The organism is Variovorax sp. RA8, assembly GCF_901827175.1.
Taxonomy (GTDB): Bacteria; Pseudomonadota; Gammaproteobacteria; order Burkholderiales; family Burkholderiaceae_C; genus Variovorax.
On sequence record NZ_LR594662.1, the window covers coordinates 5555726 to 5571393 of the forward strand.

Below are 15668 nucleotides of genomic sequence, written 5' to 3' on the forward strand. Positions count from 1 at the left end.
GGCAGTCGATGTCGAACACCTCCTGGAAAGTCCGCATTCAGGCTTCTCGCCGCATCGGCATCGGCGCGATCTGAACCGGCAACTGCACCACTTCGTGCCGCCCCGCGCCGCGCGCCAGCACCGGCGCCAGCGCCACGCCCGTGTGCGTGCGCAGCCGCACCACCTCCTCCGGCGGCGCCGCTGCCACCACCCGCCCACCGCCATCTCCGCCCTCGGGGCCGAGGTCGATCAGCCAGTCGGCCTCGGCGATCACATCGAGGTCGTGCTCGATCACCACCACGCTGTGGCCGCCGTTCACCAGCCGGTGCAGCACATGGATGAGCTTCTCGACGTCGGCCATGTGCAGGCCCACCGTCGGCTCGTCCAGCACATAGAGCGTGTGCGGAACCTTGTTGCCACGGCGCGTGACGTCGTCGCGCACCTTGCTGAGCTCGGTCACCAGCTTGATGCGCTGCGCCTCGCCGCCCGAGAGCGTGGGCGAGGGCTGGCCCAGGGTGAGATAGCCCAGCCCCACGTCCTTCAGCAGTTGCAGCGGATGGCTGATGTTGGGCATGGAGGCGAAGAACTCGACCGCCTCGTCCACCTCCATCTGCAGCACGTCGCCGATGCTCTTGCCGCGCCAGCTCACGGCCAGGGTCTCGGGATTGAAGCGCGCGCCATGACAGACCTCGCACGGTACCTTGACGTCTGGGAGGAAGCTCATCTCGATGGTGCGCACGCCCGCGCCCTCGCAACCCGGGCATCGGCCTTCGCCGGTGTTGAAGCTGAAGCGGCCCGGGCCGTAGCCGCGCGCCTTTGCCTCCAGCGTGTCGGCGAAGAGCTTGCGGATGGTGTCCCAGAAGCCGATGTAGGTGGCGGGGCAGCTGCGCGGCGTCTTGCCGATGGGCGTCTGGTCGACCTCGAGCACACGGTCGAGGGGCTCGTAGCCTTCGATCTTGGCGCAGCCGGACCAGGCGGGACGCTTGCCGGCGGCGTCCGCGTCGCGGCCGGCCTTGGTCATGCGCTGCACGACGATGGCATGCACGTTGGCGAGCAGCACGTCGCGCGCCAGGGTCGACTTGCCGGAGCCGCTGACGCCGGTGACGGCGACCAGGCGGTTGAGCGGCAGGGTCACGGTGACCTCCTGCAGGTTGTGCAGGTCCGCGCCACGCACGGTCAGCCAGCGCAAGGCCTCCTCCCCTTCCGCAGGAGCGAGAAAGACAGCGCGGCGCGGCTGCAGCGGGTGCTTGATGGCATCGCGCAGGTAACGCCCGGTCTGCGATTCGCCGGCTGCTTCCAGATCGGCGACGCTGCCTTCGGCCACCAGCCGCCCGCCGCGCTTGCCCGCGCTGGGCCCGATGTCGATGATGTGGTCGGCGCGGCGGATGGTGTCCTCGTCATGCTCCACCACCACCAGCGTGTTGCCCTTCTCGCCCAGCTTGTGCAGCGCGTCCAGCAGGATCTGGTTGTCGCGCGCATGCAGGCCGATGGTGGGCTCGTCCAGCACGTAGCACACGCCCTGCAGGTTGCTGCCCAGCTGTGCCGCGAGGCGGATGCGCTGGGCCTCGCCGCCCGAGAGCGTGGGGGCGCCTCGGTCGAGGGTGAGGTAGCCGAGGCCGACCTCCTCGAGGAATTCGAGGCGGCTCCTGATCTCGGGGACGAGGTCGCGTGCGATCTCGGCCTGCCTTCCGATCAGCGCGATATGGTCGAACCACCTGCGGATATCGGCCACGCTCATCCTTGCGAGTTGCGTGATGGCGATGCCGCCCTCGCCCCATCCCTCTCCCGCAGGCGGGAGAGGGAGCGAGGCGGCGTCCGTCAACCGGCCCGCGCCCAGGCTTGCCCTCTTCTCCCCTGCGGCATCCCCGCCGAACAACACCGCCCGGGCGGTCCGGTTCAGACGCGTCCCCTGGCAGGCCGGGCACGCCACCTCCCCCACGTCTTCCGCCTCGGGCTCCGCGAAGGTCTGCTCCCGACCGCGGTTGTCCGCCGCCATCGTCGAGTCGTCATAGACCTTGCGCTGCTCCTTCGTGAGCTTGACCCCCGTGCCCACGCAGTCCGGGCACCACCCATGCTTGCTGTTGTACGAGAACAGCCGCGGGTCCAGCTCGCCGTAGCTGGTGCTGCACACCGGGCACGCGCGCAGCGTGGAGAACACCTGAACGCGGCCGATGCCCGCGGTGGGCACGCCTGCCATCATGGCGCCGCGCAGGCCGGTGAGCTCGCTCAGCACATGCACCACGCCCTTGCCGTGCTCCAGCGCGCGCGCCAGCGCCTCGCGCAGCTCGGCCTCTTTCTCGGGCTCCACGTCGAGGCTGGCCACCGGCAGCTCGATGCTGTGTTCCTTGAAGCGGTCGATGCGCGGGAATCCGGTGGTGGGAAGGAACTCGCCGTCCACCCGCAAGTGTGTGAAGCCGCGCGGCCGCGCCCAGTCTGCCAGCTCGGTGTAGACGCCCTTGCGGTTGCTCACCAGCGGCGCCAGCAGGCCGATGTGCTGGCCGCGGAAGTTCTTCAGCAGCTGCGCCGCGATGCTGTCCGGCGTCTGCGGCTGCACCGCCGCGCCGTCATGGACGCAGTGCTGGATGCCCAGCTTGACGTAGAGCAGGCGCAGGAAGTGCCAGACCTCGGTGGTCGTGCCCACCGTGCTCTTGCGCCCGCCGCGCGACAGGCGCTGCTCGATCGCGACCGTGGGCGGGATCCCGTAGACCGCGTCCACCTCCGGCCGGCCTGCCGGCTGCACGATGCTGCGCGCGTAGGCATTGAGCGATTCCAGGTAACGCCGCTGCCCCTCGTTGAACAGGATGTCGAAGGCCAGCGTCGACTTGCCCGAGCCGCTGACGCCCGTCACCACGCTGAACTTGCCGCGCGGAATGTCGACCGACAGGTTCTTGAGGTTGTGCTCACGCGCGTGGACGATCTGGATCGCATCGCGGCCGGCCGCCTGCTGCTGCCGCGCGCGCGCCGCATACGCACGCGCGGCGCGCTCCGCCACCTTGTAGGCGCCGGGGCCGATGGCCAGCTCGTAGTCGACCAGCGCGGCACCGGTGAGCGAGGCGCTGTTCTCGCGCACCTGCTCGGGCGTGCCCACAGCCACCACCTGGCCGCCGCCCTCGCCGCCCTCCGGGCCGAGGTCGATCAGCCAGTCGCTGGCGCGGATCACGTCGAGGTTGTGCTCGATCACCACCAGCGAGTGGCCCGCGTCGAGCAGCTTGCGCAACGCGCGCATCAGGCGTGCGATGTCGTCGAAGTGCAGGCCGGTGGTGGGCTCGTCGAACAGGAACAGCGTGCCCTTGCGCGCCAGCGGCTGCTTGCTTGCGCTGCCGCTCTTGGCCGCCTCGGCCAGGAAGCCCGCGAGCTTGAGGCGCTGGGCCTCGCCGCCCGAGAGCGTGGGCACCGGCTGGCCCAGCTTCACGTAGTCCAGGCCCACGTCGACGATGGGCTGCAGCACGCGCAGCACCTCGCGGTCGCCCGCAAAGAGTGCCGTGGCCTCGGCCACCGTGAGCTCGAGGATGTCGGCCACGTTGTGGCTGCGCCCGCCGCGCTCGATCTTCACCTCGAGAATCTCGGGCCGGTAGCGCTTGCCGTCGCAGTCGGGGCAGCGCAGGTAGACGTCGGAGAGGAACTGCATCTCCACGTGCTCGAAGCCCGAGCCGCCGCAGGTCGGGCAGCGGCCGTCGCCGCTGTTGAAGCTGAACTTCGAGGCCGTGTAGCCGCGCTGCCGCGCCAGCGCCGCGGTCGCGAAGATCTCGCGGATCGCGTCCCACGCGCCCACGTAGCTCGCGGGATTGGACCGCGCCGTCTTGCCGATGGGCGACTGGTCGACGAAGACCACTTCGCTCAGCTGCTCGGCGCCGAGCAGCCGGTCGTGCGCGCCGGGCGTCTCGGTCGCCTTGCCGAAGTGGCGCATCAGCGCGGGCGCCAGCACGTCCTGGATCAGCGTCGACTTGCCCGAGCCGCTGACGCCGGTCACGCAGACCAGCCGCGCCAGCGGGAACTCGACCGTGATGTTGCGCAGGTTGTGCTCGCGCACGCCTTCGAGGATGAGGCGCGGCGTGTTGTCGCTCACCATGCGCCTGAAGCTCATGCCGATCTGCTTGCGCCCGCCCAGGTACTCGCCGGTCAGCGTATCGGCATGGCGCAGCTCGGCGGGGCCGCCGTCGAAGACGATGCGTCCGCCGCGCACGCCGGGGCCCGGGCCCATGTCGATCACCCGGTCGGCGGCGAGCATCACCGCCGGGTCGTGCTCCACCACCACCAGCGTGTTGCCGGCGTCGCGCAGGCGCAGCATGGCTTCGGTGATGCGGTTCATGTCGCGCGGGTGCAGGCCGATGCTGGGCTCGTCGAGCACGAACAGCGTGTTGACCAGCGACGTGCCCAAGGCGGTCGTGAGGTTGATGCGCTGCACCTCGCCGCCGCTCAGGGTGCGGCTCTGGCGGTCGAGGGTCAGGTAGCCGATGCCGACGTCGTGCAGGTAGCGCAGGCGGGTGGTGATTTCCTCGAAGAGCAGCTTGAGGGCCTGGGTCTCGCCCTCGCCCCGGCCCTCGCCCGCAAGCGGGAGAGGGAGCGAATCTCCTGTACCCGGCTGTTGCCTATCAAAAAACTGCCTCAACCGCTCGATCGGCAGCAGCATCAGGTCGTGCAGGCACAGCCCCGGCAGCGCCTCCAGTTGCTCGCGGGACCACTTCACCCCGACCGGCATGACGCGCTTCGAAGGCGCCAGCACCGCATCCGCGTCGGCCTTGCTCCCGATGCGCCACAGCAGGCTCTCGAGCTTGAGCCGCGCGCCCCCGCAGGCCGGGCACGGCGTGTAGCTGCGGTACTTGGACAAGAGCACGCGGATGTGCATCTTGTAGGCCTTGCTCTCCAGGTAGCCGAAGAAGCGGCGCACGCCGTACCACTGCTGGTTCCACTTGCCGTTCCAGTGCGGCGAGCCCTCGATCACCCAGGCCTGCTGCTCGGGCGTGAGCTTGTTCCAGGGCGTGTCGCGCGGGATGCCGGCCGCCTCGGCGTGACGCATCAGGTCGTCCTGCGCTTCCTTCCAGGCGGGTGTCTGGATGGTCTTGATGGCGCCGGCGCGCAGCGTCAGCTTGTCGTTGGGGATCACCAGGCCCAGGTCGACCCCGATCACGCGCCCGAAGCCGCGGCAGGTCTCGCAGGCGCCCACGGCCGAGTTGAAGGAGAACATCGAGGGAATCGGATCCGCATAGCGGATATCCGTGTCCGGGCAATGCAGCCCCGTCGAGAACTTCCACACCTCGCCGGATGAAGCTCCGGCGCTCTCCACTGAGTGTGGTTCGCTCGCCCCCGAGGGAGCTGCCCCGCCTTGCGGCGGCCCGGCAGCGGGACGGCCGCCTTCGTCCGCCGGCAGCGCATGCGCCGTGAGCCGCCCGCTGCCGCGCTTGAGCGCCACCTCGATCGCCTCGATCACCCGCGCGCGTTCGGCGTTCGCCATTCGGAAGCGGTCCGCCACCACGTCCAGCACCTTTCGCGGGCCAGTCGGCGTGGCGATCTCGCGCTCACCCTGAACGCGGGTGAAGCCGCTGGCCGACAGCCACTGCGCGATCTCGTCGGCGCTGGTCCCGGCCGGGAGTTCCACCGGGAAGGTCAGCACCACGCGCGGATTGCCGGCGGCAGCCGCCCTGGCCACCAGCTCGGCATAGATGGAGTCGGGCGAATCGTGCCGCACCGGCAGCGCCGTCTCGCGGTCGAAGAGCTGTGCGGCGCGCGCGTACAGCAGCTTCAGGTGGTCGTTCAGCTCGGTCATCGTGCCGACGGTCGAGCGCGAAGAGCGCACGGGGTTGGTCTGGTCGATGGCGATGGCGGGCGGTACCCCTTCCACCTTGTCGACCGCCGGCTTGTCCATGCGATCGAGGAACTGCCGCGCGTAGGCCGAGAAGGTCTCGACGTAGCGCCGCTGGCCCTCGGCATAGAGCGTGTCGAACACGAGGCTCGACTTGCCCGAGCCGCTCGGGCCGGTGACCACCGTCATCTCGCCGGTGCGGATGTCGAGGTCGAGATTCTGGAGATTGTGCTGACGCGCACCGCGTATCCTGATGGAGCCCTGTGTCATGAATGCCTTGGGGTGGGGCAGACATTCTAGAAACCAGCGCGCGACAACGTGCAAAGCTCCACATGGCCGGCGTTGCGGCAGGGGTTTACACGGAGAAAGCCGGCCGGTGTGACTCATCGGATGGCATTTCTGAGATGCTCCGCATGGATGACGCTTCGACGTCAAGCGCGCCGCCGAGAACGCCCGCGTGCTGATCCCTAAGCGTTTTCTGGCCAGGATGGGCGCATGGAACAGAAAACGCTGCGACCTTCGGCACCCGCGACCGGCAGCGATCCCCTCGGCGGGGCCCGGCTGGCGTGCGAGTACGGTCTCGAGCTCGTCCAGCCGCCTTTAGTGCGCAGCGAGAGGGGGCCTCGCAGGCCGGCGGTACACCACCCCGACCATTTCTAGCGCTACTTCGGGGCCGCGGCAGGCTCCGGCGCGTGCGTGACGTCCCCGCCGTGCTTCTCGCCCGACATGTCGACCTTGTCCCCCGCCTGCATGATCACGAAGAGCGAGATGGCCGCGAAGATGACGAAGCCGATGGCCAATTTCCACATGGTCTGAATCTCCTGGATGTTCAACGAAAAAGCCTCGCGCCATGGACACGGCACGAGGCCTCTTTGTTGAACAAAGGGCCGAGGCCCTTTGCTCGGGTCAGGCTCGGCTGGCAAGCCTAGTCGTTCGCGTAGATGTCGACATCCTTGGTCTCGCGGATGAACAGCGTGCCGACCACCAGCGTCATGCCAGCGATGATGATCGGGTACCAGAGGCCGTTGTACATGTTGCCGGTCGAGGCCACGATCGCGAAGGCGGTGGTCGGCAGCAGGCCGCCGAACCAGCCGTTGCCGATGTGGTACGGCAGGCTCATCGAGGTGTAGCGGATGCGCGTCGGGAACAGCTCGACCAGCATGGCGGCGATCGGGCCGTACACCATGGTGACCAGGAGCACCAGGTAGAACAGCAGCAGCACCACCATCACCTTGTTCATCTTGGCCGGGTCGGCCTTGGCCGGGTAGCCCGCGGCCTTCAGGTCGTCGGCGACGCCCTTCTTGAAGGCGGCGATCTCCTTGCTCGTGGCCTCGTCGAACTTGTGGTTGACCACGTTGCCGATCGGCGCCTCGACCGTCTTGTCGCCGATCTTGACCACGGCCTTGGAGCCGGGCGGGCCTTCGACGTTGTCGTAGCTCACCGAGTTCTGCACCAGGTAGCGCTTGGCGATGTCGCAGGAGCTCTTGAAGTCGATCTCGCGCGCCACCGGGTTGCCCTGGAAAGAGCAGGACTTGGGATCGGCCGTCACCGTCACGCCGGCAGTGGCCTGGGCCTTCGCGAGGTCGGGGTTGGCGAACTCGGTCAGCATCTTGAAGACCGGGAAGTAGGTCACCACGGCCAGCAGGCAGCCGGCCATGATGATCGGCTTGCGGCCGATCTTGTCCGACAGCGTCCCGAAGACCACGAAGAAGGGCGTGCCAAGCAGCAGCGCCGCTGCGATCATCAAATTGGCGGTGGTCGCATCAACCCTGAGCTGCTGCGTGAGGAAGAAAAGCGCATAGAACTGGCCCGAATACCAGACTACGGCCTGACCGGCAGTAAGACCGACCAGCGCCAGGATCACGATCTTCAGGTTCTTCCACTCGCCGAAGGATTCGGACAGCGGCGCCTTGGAGGTCTTGCCCTCGGCCTTCATCTTCTGGAAGGCCGGCGACTCGGAGAGCGACAGGCGAATCCACACCGAGATCGCCAGCAGCGCGATAGATACCAGGAAGGGCACGCGCCAACCCCAGGCACCGAAGGCCTCCTCGCCAAGCCAGGTCCGCACACCGAGGATGACCAGCAGGCTCAGGAACAGGCCCAGCGTGGCGGTGGTCTGGATCCACGAGGTATAGGCGCCGCGCTTGCCGTGCGGCGAATGCTCGGCCACATAGGTGGCGGCACCGCCGTACTCGCCGCCGAGCGCCAGGCCCTGCAGCATGCGCAGCGCGATCAGGATCACGGGCGCCGCGACGCCGATGGTCGCGTAGCTGGGCAACAGGCCGACGATGAAGGTCGACAGGCCCATGATCAGGATCGTGACGAGGAAGGTGTACTTGCGTCCGATCATGTCGCCCAGGCGGCCGAACACGATGGCGCCGAAAGGCCGCACCAGGAAGCCGGCGGCGAAAGCCAGCAGCGCGAAGATGAAGGCCGCGCCCGCATCCAGGCCGCTGAAGAACTGCTTGGCGATGATCGCCGCGAGCGAACCGTAGAGATAGAAGTCGTACCACTCGAACACGGTGCCGAGCGAGGAGGCGAAGATGACCTTCTTCTCCTCCGCGGACATGGGTCGGGGTACAGGCGTCGGCCTTCCCCGCGAATCAAGTGTGGCTGCCATTTCGTCGTCTCCTGTTATTCCCACGGCGTGGGGCGTGACGAATTCTTGGCGGGACGACTGACCCAGGGCTTTCGCCAAACTGAATCGATGCTGACGATTTAAGGTGAAACCCGCAGGGCGCGTTTCAGGCTGTAGAAATTCAGCGATTGCTGCTGCGCAGCAGCGCGGGACGCCCCGCGGCGCCTTCCCAGTCCGCGCCATCGAACCAGGCGTTCCCGCGCAGATAGTCGCGCAGCATGGCCAGGCCATCGAAGCCCCAGAACTGGCGGCCGTCGACTTCGCAGGTGGGCACGCCGAACACGCCGCGCGCGATGGCCTCGTCAGTGTTGGCCTTGAGCTGCGCCTTGACCTCCTCACCGCCTGCATCGCGCTTCAGCCGCAGCCGCGCCGCGAGCGCGGCCAGCCGCGCGGCATCGCCGGCCTCGCCGCCGCCTTGCCAGACATCGCGAAAGATCGTCTCGGCCACGTGGCGGTTGATGTCGCCGTCCGTCGTGGCGGCGAGCGCGAGCCGCAGATGCGGCAGCGGGTTGTAGGGATGCGAGGCCGGCATCTCGATCGCGATGCCGTTCGCCTGGCCGAGCCACAGCACGTGGCGGTAGGTCCAGGCCCGCTTCGCCGGAATCTCGGCAGGCCCGAGCTGGCCGTGGTGCTTGAGCAGCGCGCCCAGCAACACCGGCCGATAGGCCACGCTGTAGCTCAGCCCTTCGAGCGCCTGCGGCAGATGCTCGAAGGCCAGGTAGGCGTAGGGCGAGATGAAGTCGAGATGAAAAGTGATGTGCTTCATGGCCGGTCTTCTCCCGCGGAGCTCAGGAAGCCCGCATCCGCGCGCAGCTCGATGGCCCGCCACACGCTGCGCTTGGTCGCGTCGTCCATGCCGCTCCATGCGGCGATCTCGTCGATGGTGCGCAGGCAGCCCTCGCAGAAGCCGCTGGCCGGGTCCATGCGGCAGACGGAGATGCAGGGCGAAGGCACTTCGCGTGCCGTGTCGCGCGCGGCAACGGCGCGGTCGGCCAGGGGATGGAGCGCATCGCCGTTCACACCACGTCCGAGACTGGCGCGCCGGTCAGGGCCTCGAGCTCCTGCGGCCGCAGTTGCACCACCGCATGCGGGTGCCCCGCCGCCGCCCAGACCTCGTCGAATCGAAACAACTGACGGTCGATCAGCATCACCGGCGCCGTGGCATGCGCGAAGGGCGAGACGCCGCCGATCGAGAAGCCGGTCGCCCGCTTGACGAAGTCGGCATCGGCGCGGCCCAGCTTGCCACCCACCAGCGCCTCGACCTTGTTCTCGTCGACCCGCTTGTCGCCCGAAGTCACGACCAGCACCGCCGCCTCGTCGCTCTTGCGGCGAAACACGATGCTCTTGGCAATCTGCGCCACCGAGATGCCCAGCGCATCGGCCGCCTGCTGCGCGGTGCGGCAGGCGTCGTCGAGCATCCGTGGGACATGGGGATGGCCGCGCTCCTGCAGCAGCCGCGCCACACGCTGCACGCCTTCGGGGAGCGATGTCAGTTCAGCGCCGCACATGATTTCCTCCAAGTCTTCTTGCATCCGCCTTCATCGGCGTCACGCGGACCGCTTCGTGCGGATCGCCTTCGACACCCGCGAGTTCGGCTCGCGGCCGAGGGCCTCGTTGATGTAGACGCCGGCGTCGATCAACTGGTCGAGGTCGATGCCGGTCTCGATGCCCATGCCGTGCAGCATGTAGACCACGTCCTCGGTCGCGACATTGCCGGTCGCGCCCTTGGCGAAGGGACAGCCGCCCAGGCCGCCGACCGAAGTGTCGAACTGCCACACGCCCAGCTCCAGGCTGGCAAGCGTGTTGGAGAGTGCCTGGCCGTAGGTGTCGTGGTAGTGGCCGGAGATGTCGTCGATGCCGTAGTGCTCGAGCGTGGCCTCGATCGCGCGCCGCACCTTCAGCGGCGTACCCACGCCGATGGTGTCGGCCACGCCGACGTGCTGCACGCCGATGTCCTTCATCAGCTTCGCCAGCATGCCCACGCGCTCGGGCGCGATCTCGCCTTCGTAGGGACAGCCGACAGCGCAGGACATGGCGCCGCGCACATGGATGCCCTTCTCGCGCGCCGCCTCCACCACCGGGCGGAAGCGCTCGATGCTCTCGGCGATCGAGCAGTTGATGTTCTTCTGGCTGAAAGCCTCGCTGGCGGCGCCGAAGACCACGATCTCGTCGGGCCATTCCTCGCGCGGCGCCGCGATCGCCGCCTCGAAGCCCTTCATGTTGGGCGTGAGCACCGAATAGCGCACGCCGGGCCGGCGGCGGATGCCCTGCATGACCTGCGCGTTGTCTGCCATCTGCGGCACCCACTTGGGGCTGACGAAGCTGGTGACCTCGATCTCCTTCAGTCCGGCCTCCTGCAGGCGATGGACCAGGCCGATCTTGACCTCGGCGGGCACGGCCTGCTTTTCGTTCTGCAGGCCGTCGCGCGGGCCGACGTCGACGAGCTTGACTTGGTTGGGGAGCTTCATGGGTTGGGCCTTGTTCAATGCTTTCAGTATCCCCGCTCGCGCTCGACCACGCCAGCCACGGGCTCACCGCGCTCGATCGCCATGATCTTGCCGGCGATCTGGGCGATGGTGGCGCCGCGCATCGTTCGCGCCGAGCCGTGCGGCGTCACCGTGATCTTCGGGTGGCGCCAGAAAGGATGGTCCGCGGGCAGCGGCTCGACCTCGAACACGTCGAGCGTGGCGCCGGCGAGGTGGCCGCTGTCCAGCAGCGGGACCAGGTCGGCCTCGACCAGGTGCGCGCCGCGCGCGACGTTGATCAGGTAGCCGCCCGGCTTGCCGCCGTTCAGGCGTGACAGTGTCTCGCGATTGAGGATGCCGCGCGTGGTCTCGGTCAGCGGCAGCAGGTTGACCAGCACGCGGCTGGCGCCGAGAAAGGCACCGAACTCCGCCTCGCCCGCAAAGCAGTGCAGGCCCTCGATCGCCTTGGGCGAGCGGCTCCAGCCGTTGACCGGGAACTCGAACTGCGCGACCGCTCTCGCCACGCGCTCGCCCAGCACGCCCAGACCCATCACCCCGACCGGAAAGTCCTCGCGCTCGCGCGGCTTGCGAAAGGCCCAGCGGGCCGCGCGCGCCTCGGCATCGTAGAAATCGAACTCGCGGAAATGGCGGATCAACGCGTGGCAGACGTACTCGGCCATCTGCACCGACATGCCGGCGTCGTCGAGGCGCACCACCATCGTCTGGGGCGGCAGTCGCAGCTTGAGCAGCGCATCGACGCCGGCACCGATGTTGAAGATGCCGCGAAGCCGGGACTGCTCATCGATGAAGGACTGCGGCGGTGCCCAGACCACGGCGTGGTCGGCCTGCGGCGCGCCCGGTTGCCAGTTCTGGACGTCGGCGCCGGGCAGCGCGGCGCGCAGGCCCTCGATCCACGCGTCGGGGCGGTTGTCGGTCAGGCAGACGGCGATTCGCATACCCTGAGCTTATGCGGCGATGCGCAGCAGCTCTGCGCCTTCGGCCACCTGGTCGCCGGGCAGATAGAGCAGTTCCTCGACCGTGCCATCGGCCGGCGCCGCGATGGTGTGCTCCATCTTCATCGCCTCCATCACTGCCAGCGCCTGGCCGCGGATGACCTTGTCGCCGGCCTTGACGGCGAAGGACACCACCTTCCCCGGCATCGGTGCGGTGAGGCGGCCCGCGTCGGCGTGCGTGTCGCCGGCGTGGGCCATGCGGTCGAGCGTCACGATGCGGGTTGCGCCCTCGGGCGCGAAGACATGGGTCGTGGCGCCCTCCTCGTAGACGTCGAGCGTGCGCCGCAGGCCGTTGAACTGCAGTTCGATCTCCCCCGTGGGCAACTGGCCGACCGAGACTGGGCCCTCGATGCCGCCGACCCGCAGCGAAAGGCTGCCGTCGCGCCGGTATGTCAAGAGCGCCGTCTGCGCGTCGCCACGAAATTCGAAGTCGAAGTGGCGTTGGTACTCGCCGAAGCCGCGCCAGCCGTCGCGGCGCGCGAAAGGCTCCGAGGGCGCGGCCTGGGACCGCTCCGCCAGCAGCGTGCGCACGACGGCAGCCGCAGCCGCCAAGGGCAGGCCCAGCGGCTCCTGATCAAAAAGCACGGCGCGCTCGCGCTCGATGAGCGCGGTGTCCAGCTTCGCGTGGGCGAATGAATCGGTGCGCAGCACGGCGCGCAGGAACTGCACATTGGTCGCCACGCCCACGATGTGAGTCTGCGCCAGCGCCGCGTCCAGCCGCGCCAGCGCCTCCTCGCGGGTTGCGCCGTGCACGATCAGCTTGGCGATCATCGAGTCGTAGAAGGGCGAGATCGCGTCGCCTTCGCGAACGCCATCGTCGATGCGCACGCGGCTGCGCTGGAACGAGGTGTGCTGCTGCGGCTTGCGGTAGACGCGCAGCGTGCCGGTGGCGGGCAGAAAGTTGTTGTCGGGGTTCTCGGCGCAGATGCGCGCCTCGATGGCATGGCCGTTGATCTGCAGCTGGTCCTGCTTCAGGGGGAGCGGCTCGCCGGAGGCCACACGCAGTTGCCACTCGACCAGGTCCAGCCCCGTGATCGCCTCCGTCACCGGATGCTCGACCTGCAGGCGGGTGTTCATCTCCATGAAGAAGAAGTTCATGCTGCCATCGCTGCGCTGCTCCACGATGAACTCCACCGTGCCCGCGCCCACGTACTTCACCGCACGCGCCGCGGCGACTGCAGCTTCGCCCATCTCGCGGCGCATGGCCTCGGTCATGCCCGGCGCCGGCGCTTCCTCCAGCACCTTCTGGTGGCGCCGCTGCACCGAGCAATCGCGCTCGAACAGGTAGACATAGTTGCCCTGCGTATCGCCGAAGACCTGGATCTCGATGTGGCGCGGCCGCTGCACGTACTTCTCGACCAGCACCGCGTCGTCGCCGAAGCTGTTGATGGCCTCGCGCTGGCAGGAGGCGAGCGCGGCGGCGAAGTCGGCGTGCTTCTCGACCACCCGCATGCCCTTGCCGCCGCCGCCGGCGCTGGCCTTGATCAGCACGGGGTAGCCGATGCGCTCGGCTTCGCGTGCCAGCAGCGCCGGGTCCTGGTCCTTGCCGTGGTAGCCGGGCACCAGCGGCACGCCGGCCTTCTCCATCAGCTGCTTGGACTCGGCCTTCAGGCCCATGGCCTGGATGGCGGAAGGCGGCGGGCCGATGAAGACCAGGCCGGCCTCGGCGCAGGCGCGGGCGAAGTCCTCGTTCTCGCTCAGGAAGCCGTAGCCCGGGTGCACCGCCTGCGCGCCGGTGGCCTTGGCGGCCTCCAGGATCTTTTCCCACCGCAGGTAGCTGTCCTTCGGCGCGCTTCCGCCCAGGTGCACCGACTCGTCGCAGGCGCGCACGTGGTTGGCATGCGCGTCGGCGTCGGAGTAGACGGCGACCGTGCGGATGGCCATGCGGCGCGCGGTGGCGGCGACGCGGCAAGCAATCTCTCCGCGGTTGGCGATCAGGATCTTCTGGAACATGAGGAGGGCTTCCTTGTGGGTAGGGGCGGTGATTCAGGCGTCGCTGCGCATGCCCAGCCGCGCCAGCAGCGCGCGGTCCTTCGCGGCTTGCGGGTTGGCGGTGGTCAGCAGGCGATCGCCATAGAAGATCGAATTGGCGCCGGCGAGGAAGCACAGCGACTGCAGCGCCTCGTCCATCTGCTCGCGCCCGGCCGACAGGCGCACCATGCTCTTGGGCATGGTGATGCGGGCGACGGCGATGGTGCGCACGAACTCGAAGGGATCGAGCGGCTCGGTGCCGGCGAGCGGCGTGCCCTCGACCTGCACCAGGTTGTTGATGGGCACCGACTCGGGGCAGGGGTCGAGGTTGGCCAGCTGCGCGATCAAGCCGGCACGCTCCAGGCGCGATTCGCCCATGCCGACGATGCCGCCGCAGCACACATGCAGGCCGGCATCGCGCACATGGCCGAGGGTGTCGATGCGGTCCTGGTAGGTGCGGGTCGTGATGATCTTGTCGTAGAACTCGGGGGCGCTGTCGAGGTTGTGGTTGTAGTAGTCGAGGCCCGCGTCCGCGAGCCGCTGCGCCTGTTCGGCTTCGAGCATGCCGAGGGTCACGCAGGTCTCCAGGCCGAGCGCCTTGACGCCGCGCACCATCTCGATCACGGGCTCCAGGTGCCGTTCCTTCGGGCTGCGCCAGGCCGCGCCCATGCAGAAGCGGGTGGCGCCATGCTCCTTCGCGGCTTGGGCGGCGGCCAGCACCTCGTCGAGCGCCATCAGCTTGCTCGCCTTCAGGCTGGTGTCGTGGTGCGCGCTCTGCGGGCAGTAGCCGCAGTCCTCCTCGCAGCCGCCGGTCTTGATCGACAGCAGGGTCGAGAGCTGCACGGCGTTGGCGTCGAAGTGGGCGCGATGCACTTGCTGCGCGCGGAACAACAGGTCGTTGAAGGGCAGTTCGAAGAGGGCCGCGACGCTGTCGACGCTCCACGCTGCGTCGGCGGGGAGGGCGTGCTGTCGCGAGGCGGTGGCCTTGCGGTCGATGAAGCTGATGTTGTGTTCCATGGAAGAAGAGTTCCTGTTTCCGGTTCAGGCGGCCAGCGCCGCGGTGCTGCGCAGCGCGCGCAGGTCGAGATGGGCGGCGGCGCGGGCCGCCTCGGGCGAGGCCAGGTGCGGCACCACGCCGAGCAGCGGCGCGTCGAGGCGCGCACGCAGTGTTTCGATGTTGGCCTCAAGCGCCAGCATCTTCGGATCAACGGCACTGCCGACCCAGCCGGCGAGCATGAGGCCGCGCGCCCGGATCGCCTCGGCGGTGAGCAGCGCGTGGTTCAGGCAGCCGAGCCGCAGCCCCACCACGAGCACCACCGGCAGCCCCAGCGACACGGCAAGGTCGGCGCTGTCGAAGTCGTCGGCCAGCGGCACGCGGAAGCCGCCCACGCCCTCGACGATCACGGCATCGGACTGCCCTGCGAGTTGCGCGTATGCCGACAGCAGGGGCTGCAGCTCGATGCGCACGCCCTCGTCCTGCGCTGCCAGATGCGGCGATATCGGCGCGCGCAGCAGGTAGGGGCAACGTAGCGGCAGCGGGGCATCGACGTTGCCGGCAGCCTTCAACTGCTCGACGTCTTCGTTGCGCCAAGTGCCATCGATGAAGTCCAGGCCCGCCGCCACCGGCTTCATGCCGACCGCGCGCTGGCCCGATGCAGCCAAGGACGACAGCATGGCGCTGCTGACCAGCGTCTTGCCGACGCCGGTGTCGGTGCCGGTGACGAAGCAATGCACCTTCACCGGAGAACCTCCGCGCCACGCGCTGCGGCGCTCGCCTTGGGAGGCTCCCTCTCGGGGAGATG

The 15668-nt window shown here is 68.6% G+C and carries 11 protein-coding genes; all 11 read right to left on the minus strand.

Annotated elements, in window-relative coordinates:
* Positions 1–37 precede the first annotated feature (37 nt).
* The 11 genes from uvrA to bioD all read right to left on the minus strand — a co-directional run bounded on the left by uvrA (position 38) and on the right by bioD (position 15600).
* Entirely contained in the window at positions 38–6049 is a 6012-nt protein-coding gene (gene uvrA / locus E5P3_RS26540) for an excinuclease ABC subunit UvrA (protein WP_162588689.1), read from the minus strand.
* Between the two features lie 392 nt (positions 6050–6441).
* Positions 6442–6588, minus strand: a complete 147-nt coding sequence (locus E5P3_RS26545; RefSeq protein WP_174263103.1) for a hypothetical protein — start codon at positions 6586–6588, stop codon at positions 6442–6444.
* Between the two features lie 116 nt (positions 6589–6704).
* A complete protein-coding gene (locus tag E5P3_RS26550; RefSeq protein ID WP_162588690.1) occupies positions 6705–8399 on the minus strand; it encodes an MFS transporter in 1695 nt (564 codons plus the stop codon).
* 139 nt (positions 8400–8538) lie between these two features.
* Positions 8539–9183 carry a 2-hydroxychromene-2-carboxylate isomerase gene (locus E5P3_RS26555; RefSeq protein WP_162588691.1) on the minus strand — a complete coding sequence of 215 codons (645 nt, stop codon included), beginning with the start codon at positions 9181–9183 and terminating at the stop codon, positions 8539–8541.
* Positions 9180–9437, minus strand: coding sequence for a DUF1289 domain-containing protein (locus tag E5P3_RS26560; RefSeq protein ID WP_162588692.1), 258 nt, complete (start codon positions 9435–9437; stop codon positions 9180–9182). The genes E5P3_RS26555 and E5P3_RS26560 overlap by 4 nt, the downstream gene beginning before the upstream one ends.
* A complete protein-coding gene (locus E5P3_RS26565; protein ID WP_162589885.1) occupies positions 9434–9925 on the minus strand; it encodes a YbaK/EbsC family protein in 492 nt (163 codons plus the stop codon). Before E5P3_RS26565 ends, E5P3_RS26560 begins: the two co-directional genes overlap by 4 nt.
* Before the next feature lie 39 nt (positions 9926–9964).
* Positions 9965–10885: a hydroxymethylglutaryl-CoA lyase gene (locus tag E5P3_RS26570; RefSeq protein WP_162588693.1), complete on the minus strand. Its 921-nt coding sequence runs from the start codon at positions 10883–10885 to the stop codon at positions 9965–9967.
* Positions 10886–10908: 23 nt separating this feature from the next.
* Entirely contained in the window at positions 10909–11838 is a 930-nt protein-coding gene (locus tag E5P3_RS26575; RefSeq protein WP_162588694.1) for a 2-hydroxyacid dehydrogenase, read from the minus strand.
* A 9-nt stretch (positions 11839–11847) separates the two neighbouring features.
* Positions 11848–13848, minus strand: coding sequence for an acetyl-CoA carboxylase biotin carboxylase subunit (locus E5P3_RS26580; protein WP_162588695.1), 2001 nt, complete (start codon positions 13846–13848; stop codon positions 11848–11850).
* A gap of 33 nt (positions 13849–13881) precedes the next feature.
* Complete coding sequence (gene bioB, locus E5P3_RS26585) at positions 13882–14883, minus strand: biotin synthase BioB (protein WP_162588696.1); 1002 nt, start codon at positions 14881–14883, stop codon at positions 13882–13884.
* A 24-nt stretch (positions 14884–14907) separates the two neighbouring features.
* Positions 14908–15600, minus strand: coding sequence for a dethiobiotin synthase (gene bioD, locus E5P3_RS26590; protein ID WP_162589886.1), 693 nt, complete (start codon positions 15598–15600; stop codon positions 14908–14910).
* Positions 15601–15668: the final 68 nt, after the last annotated feature.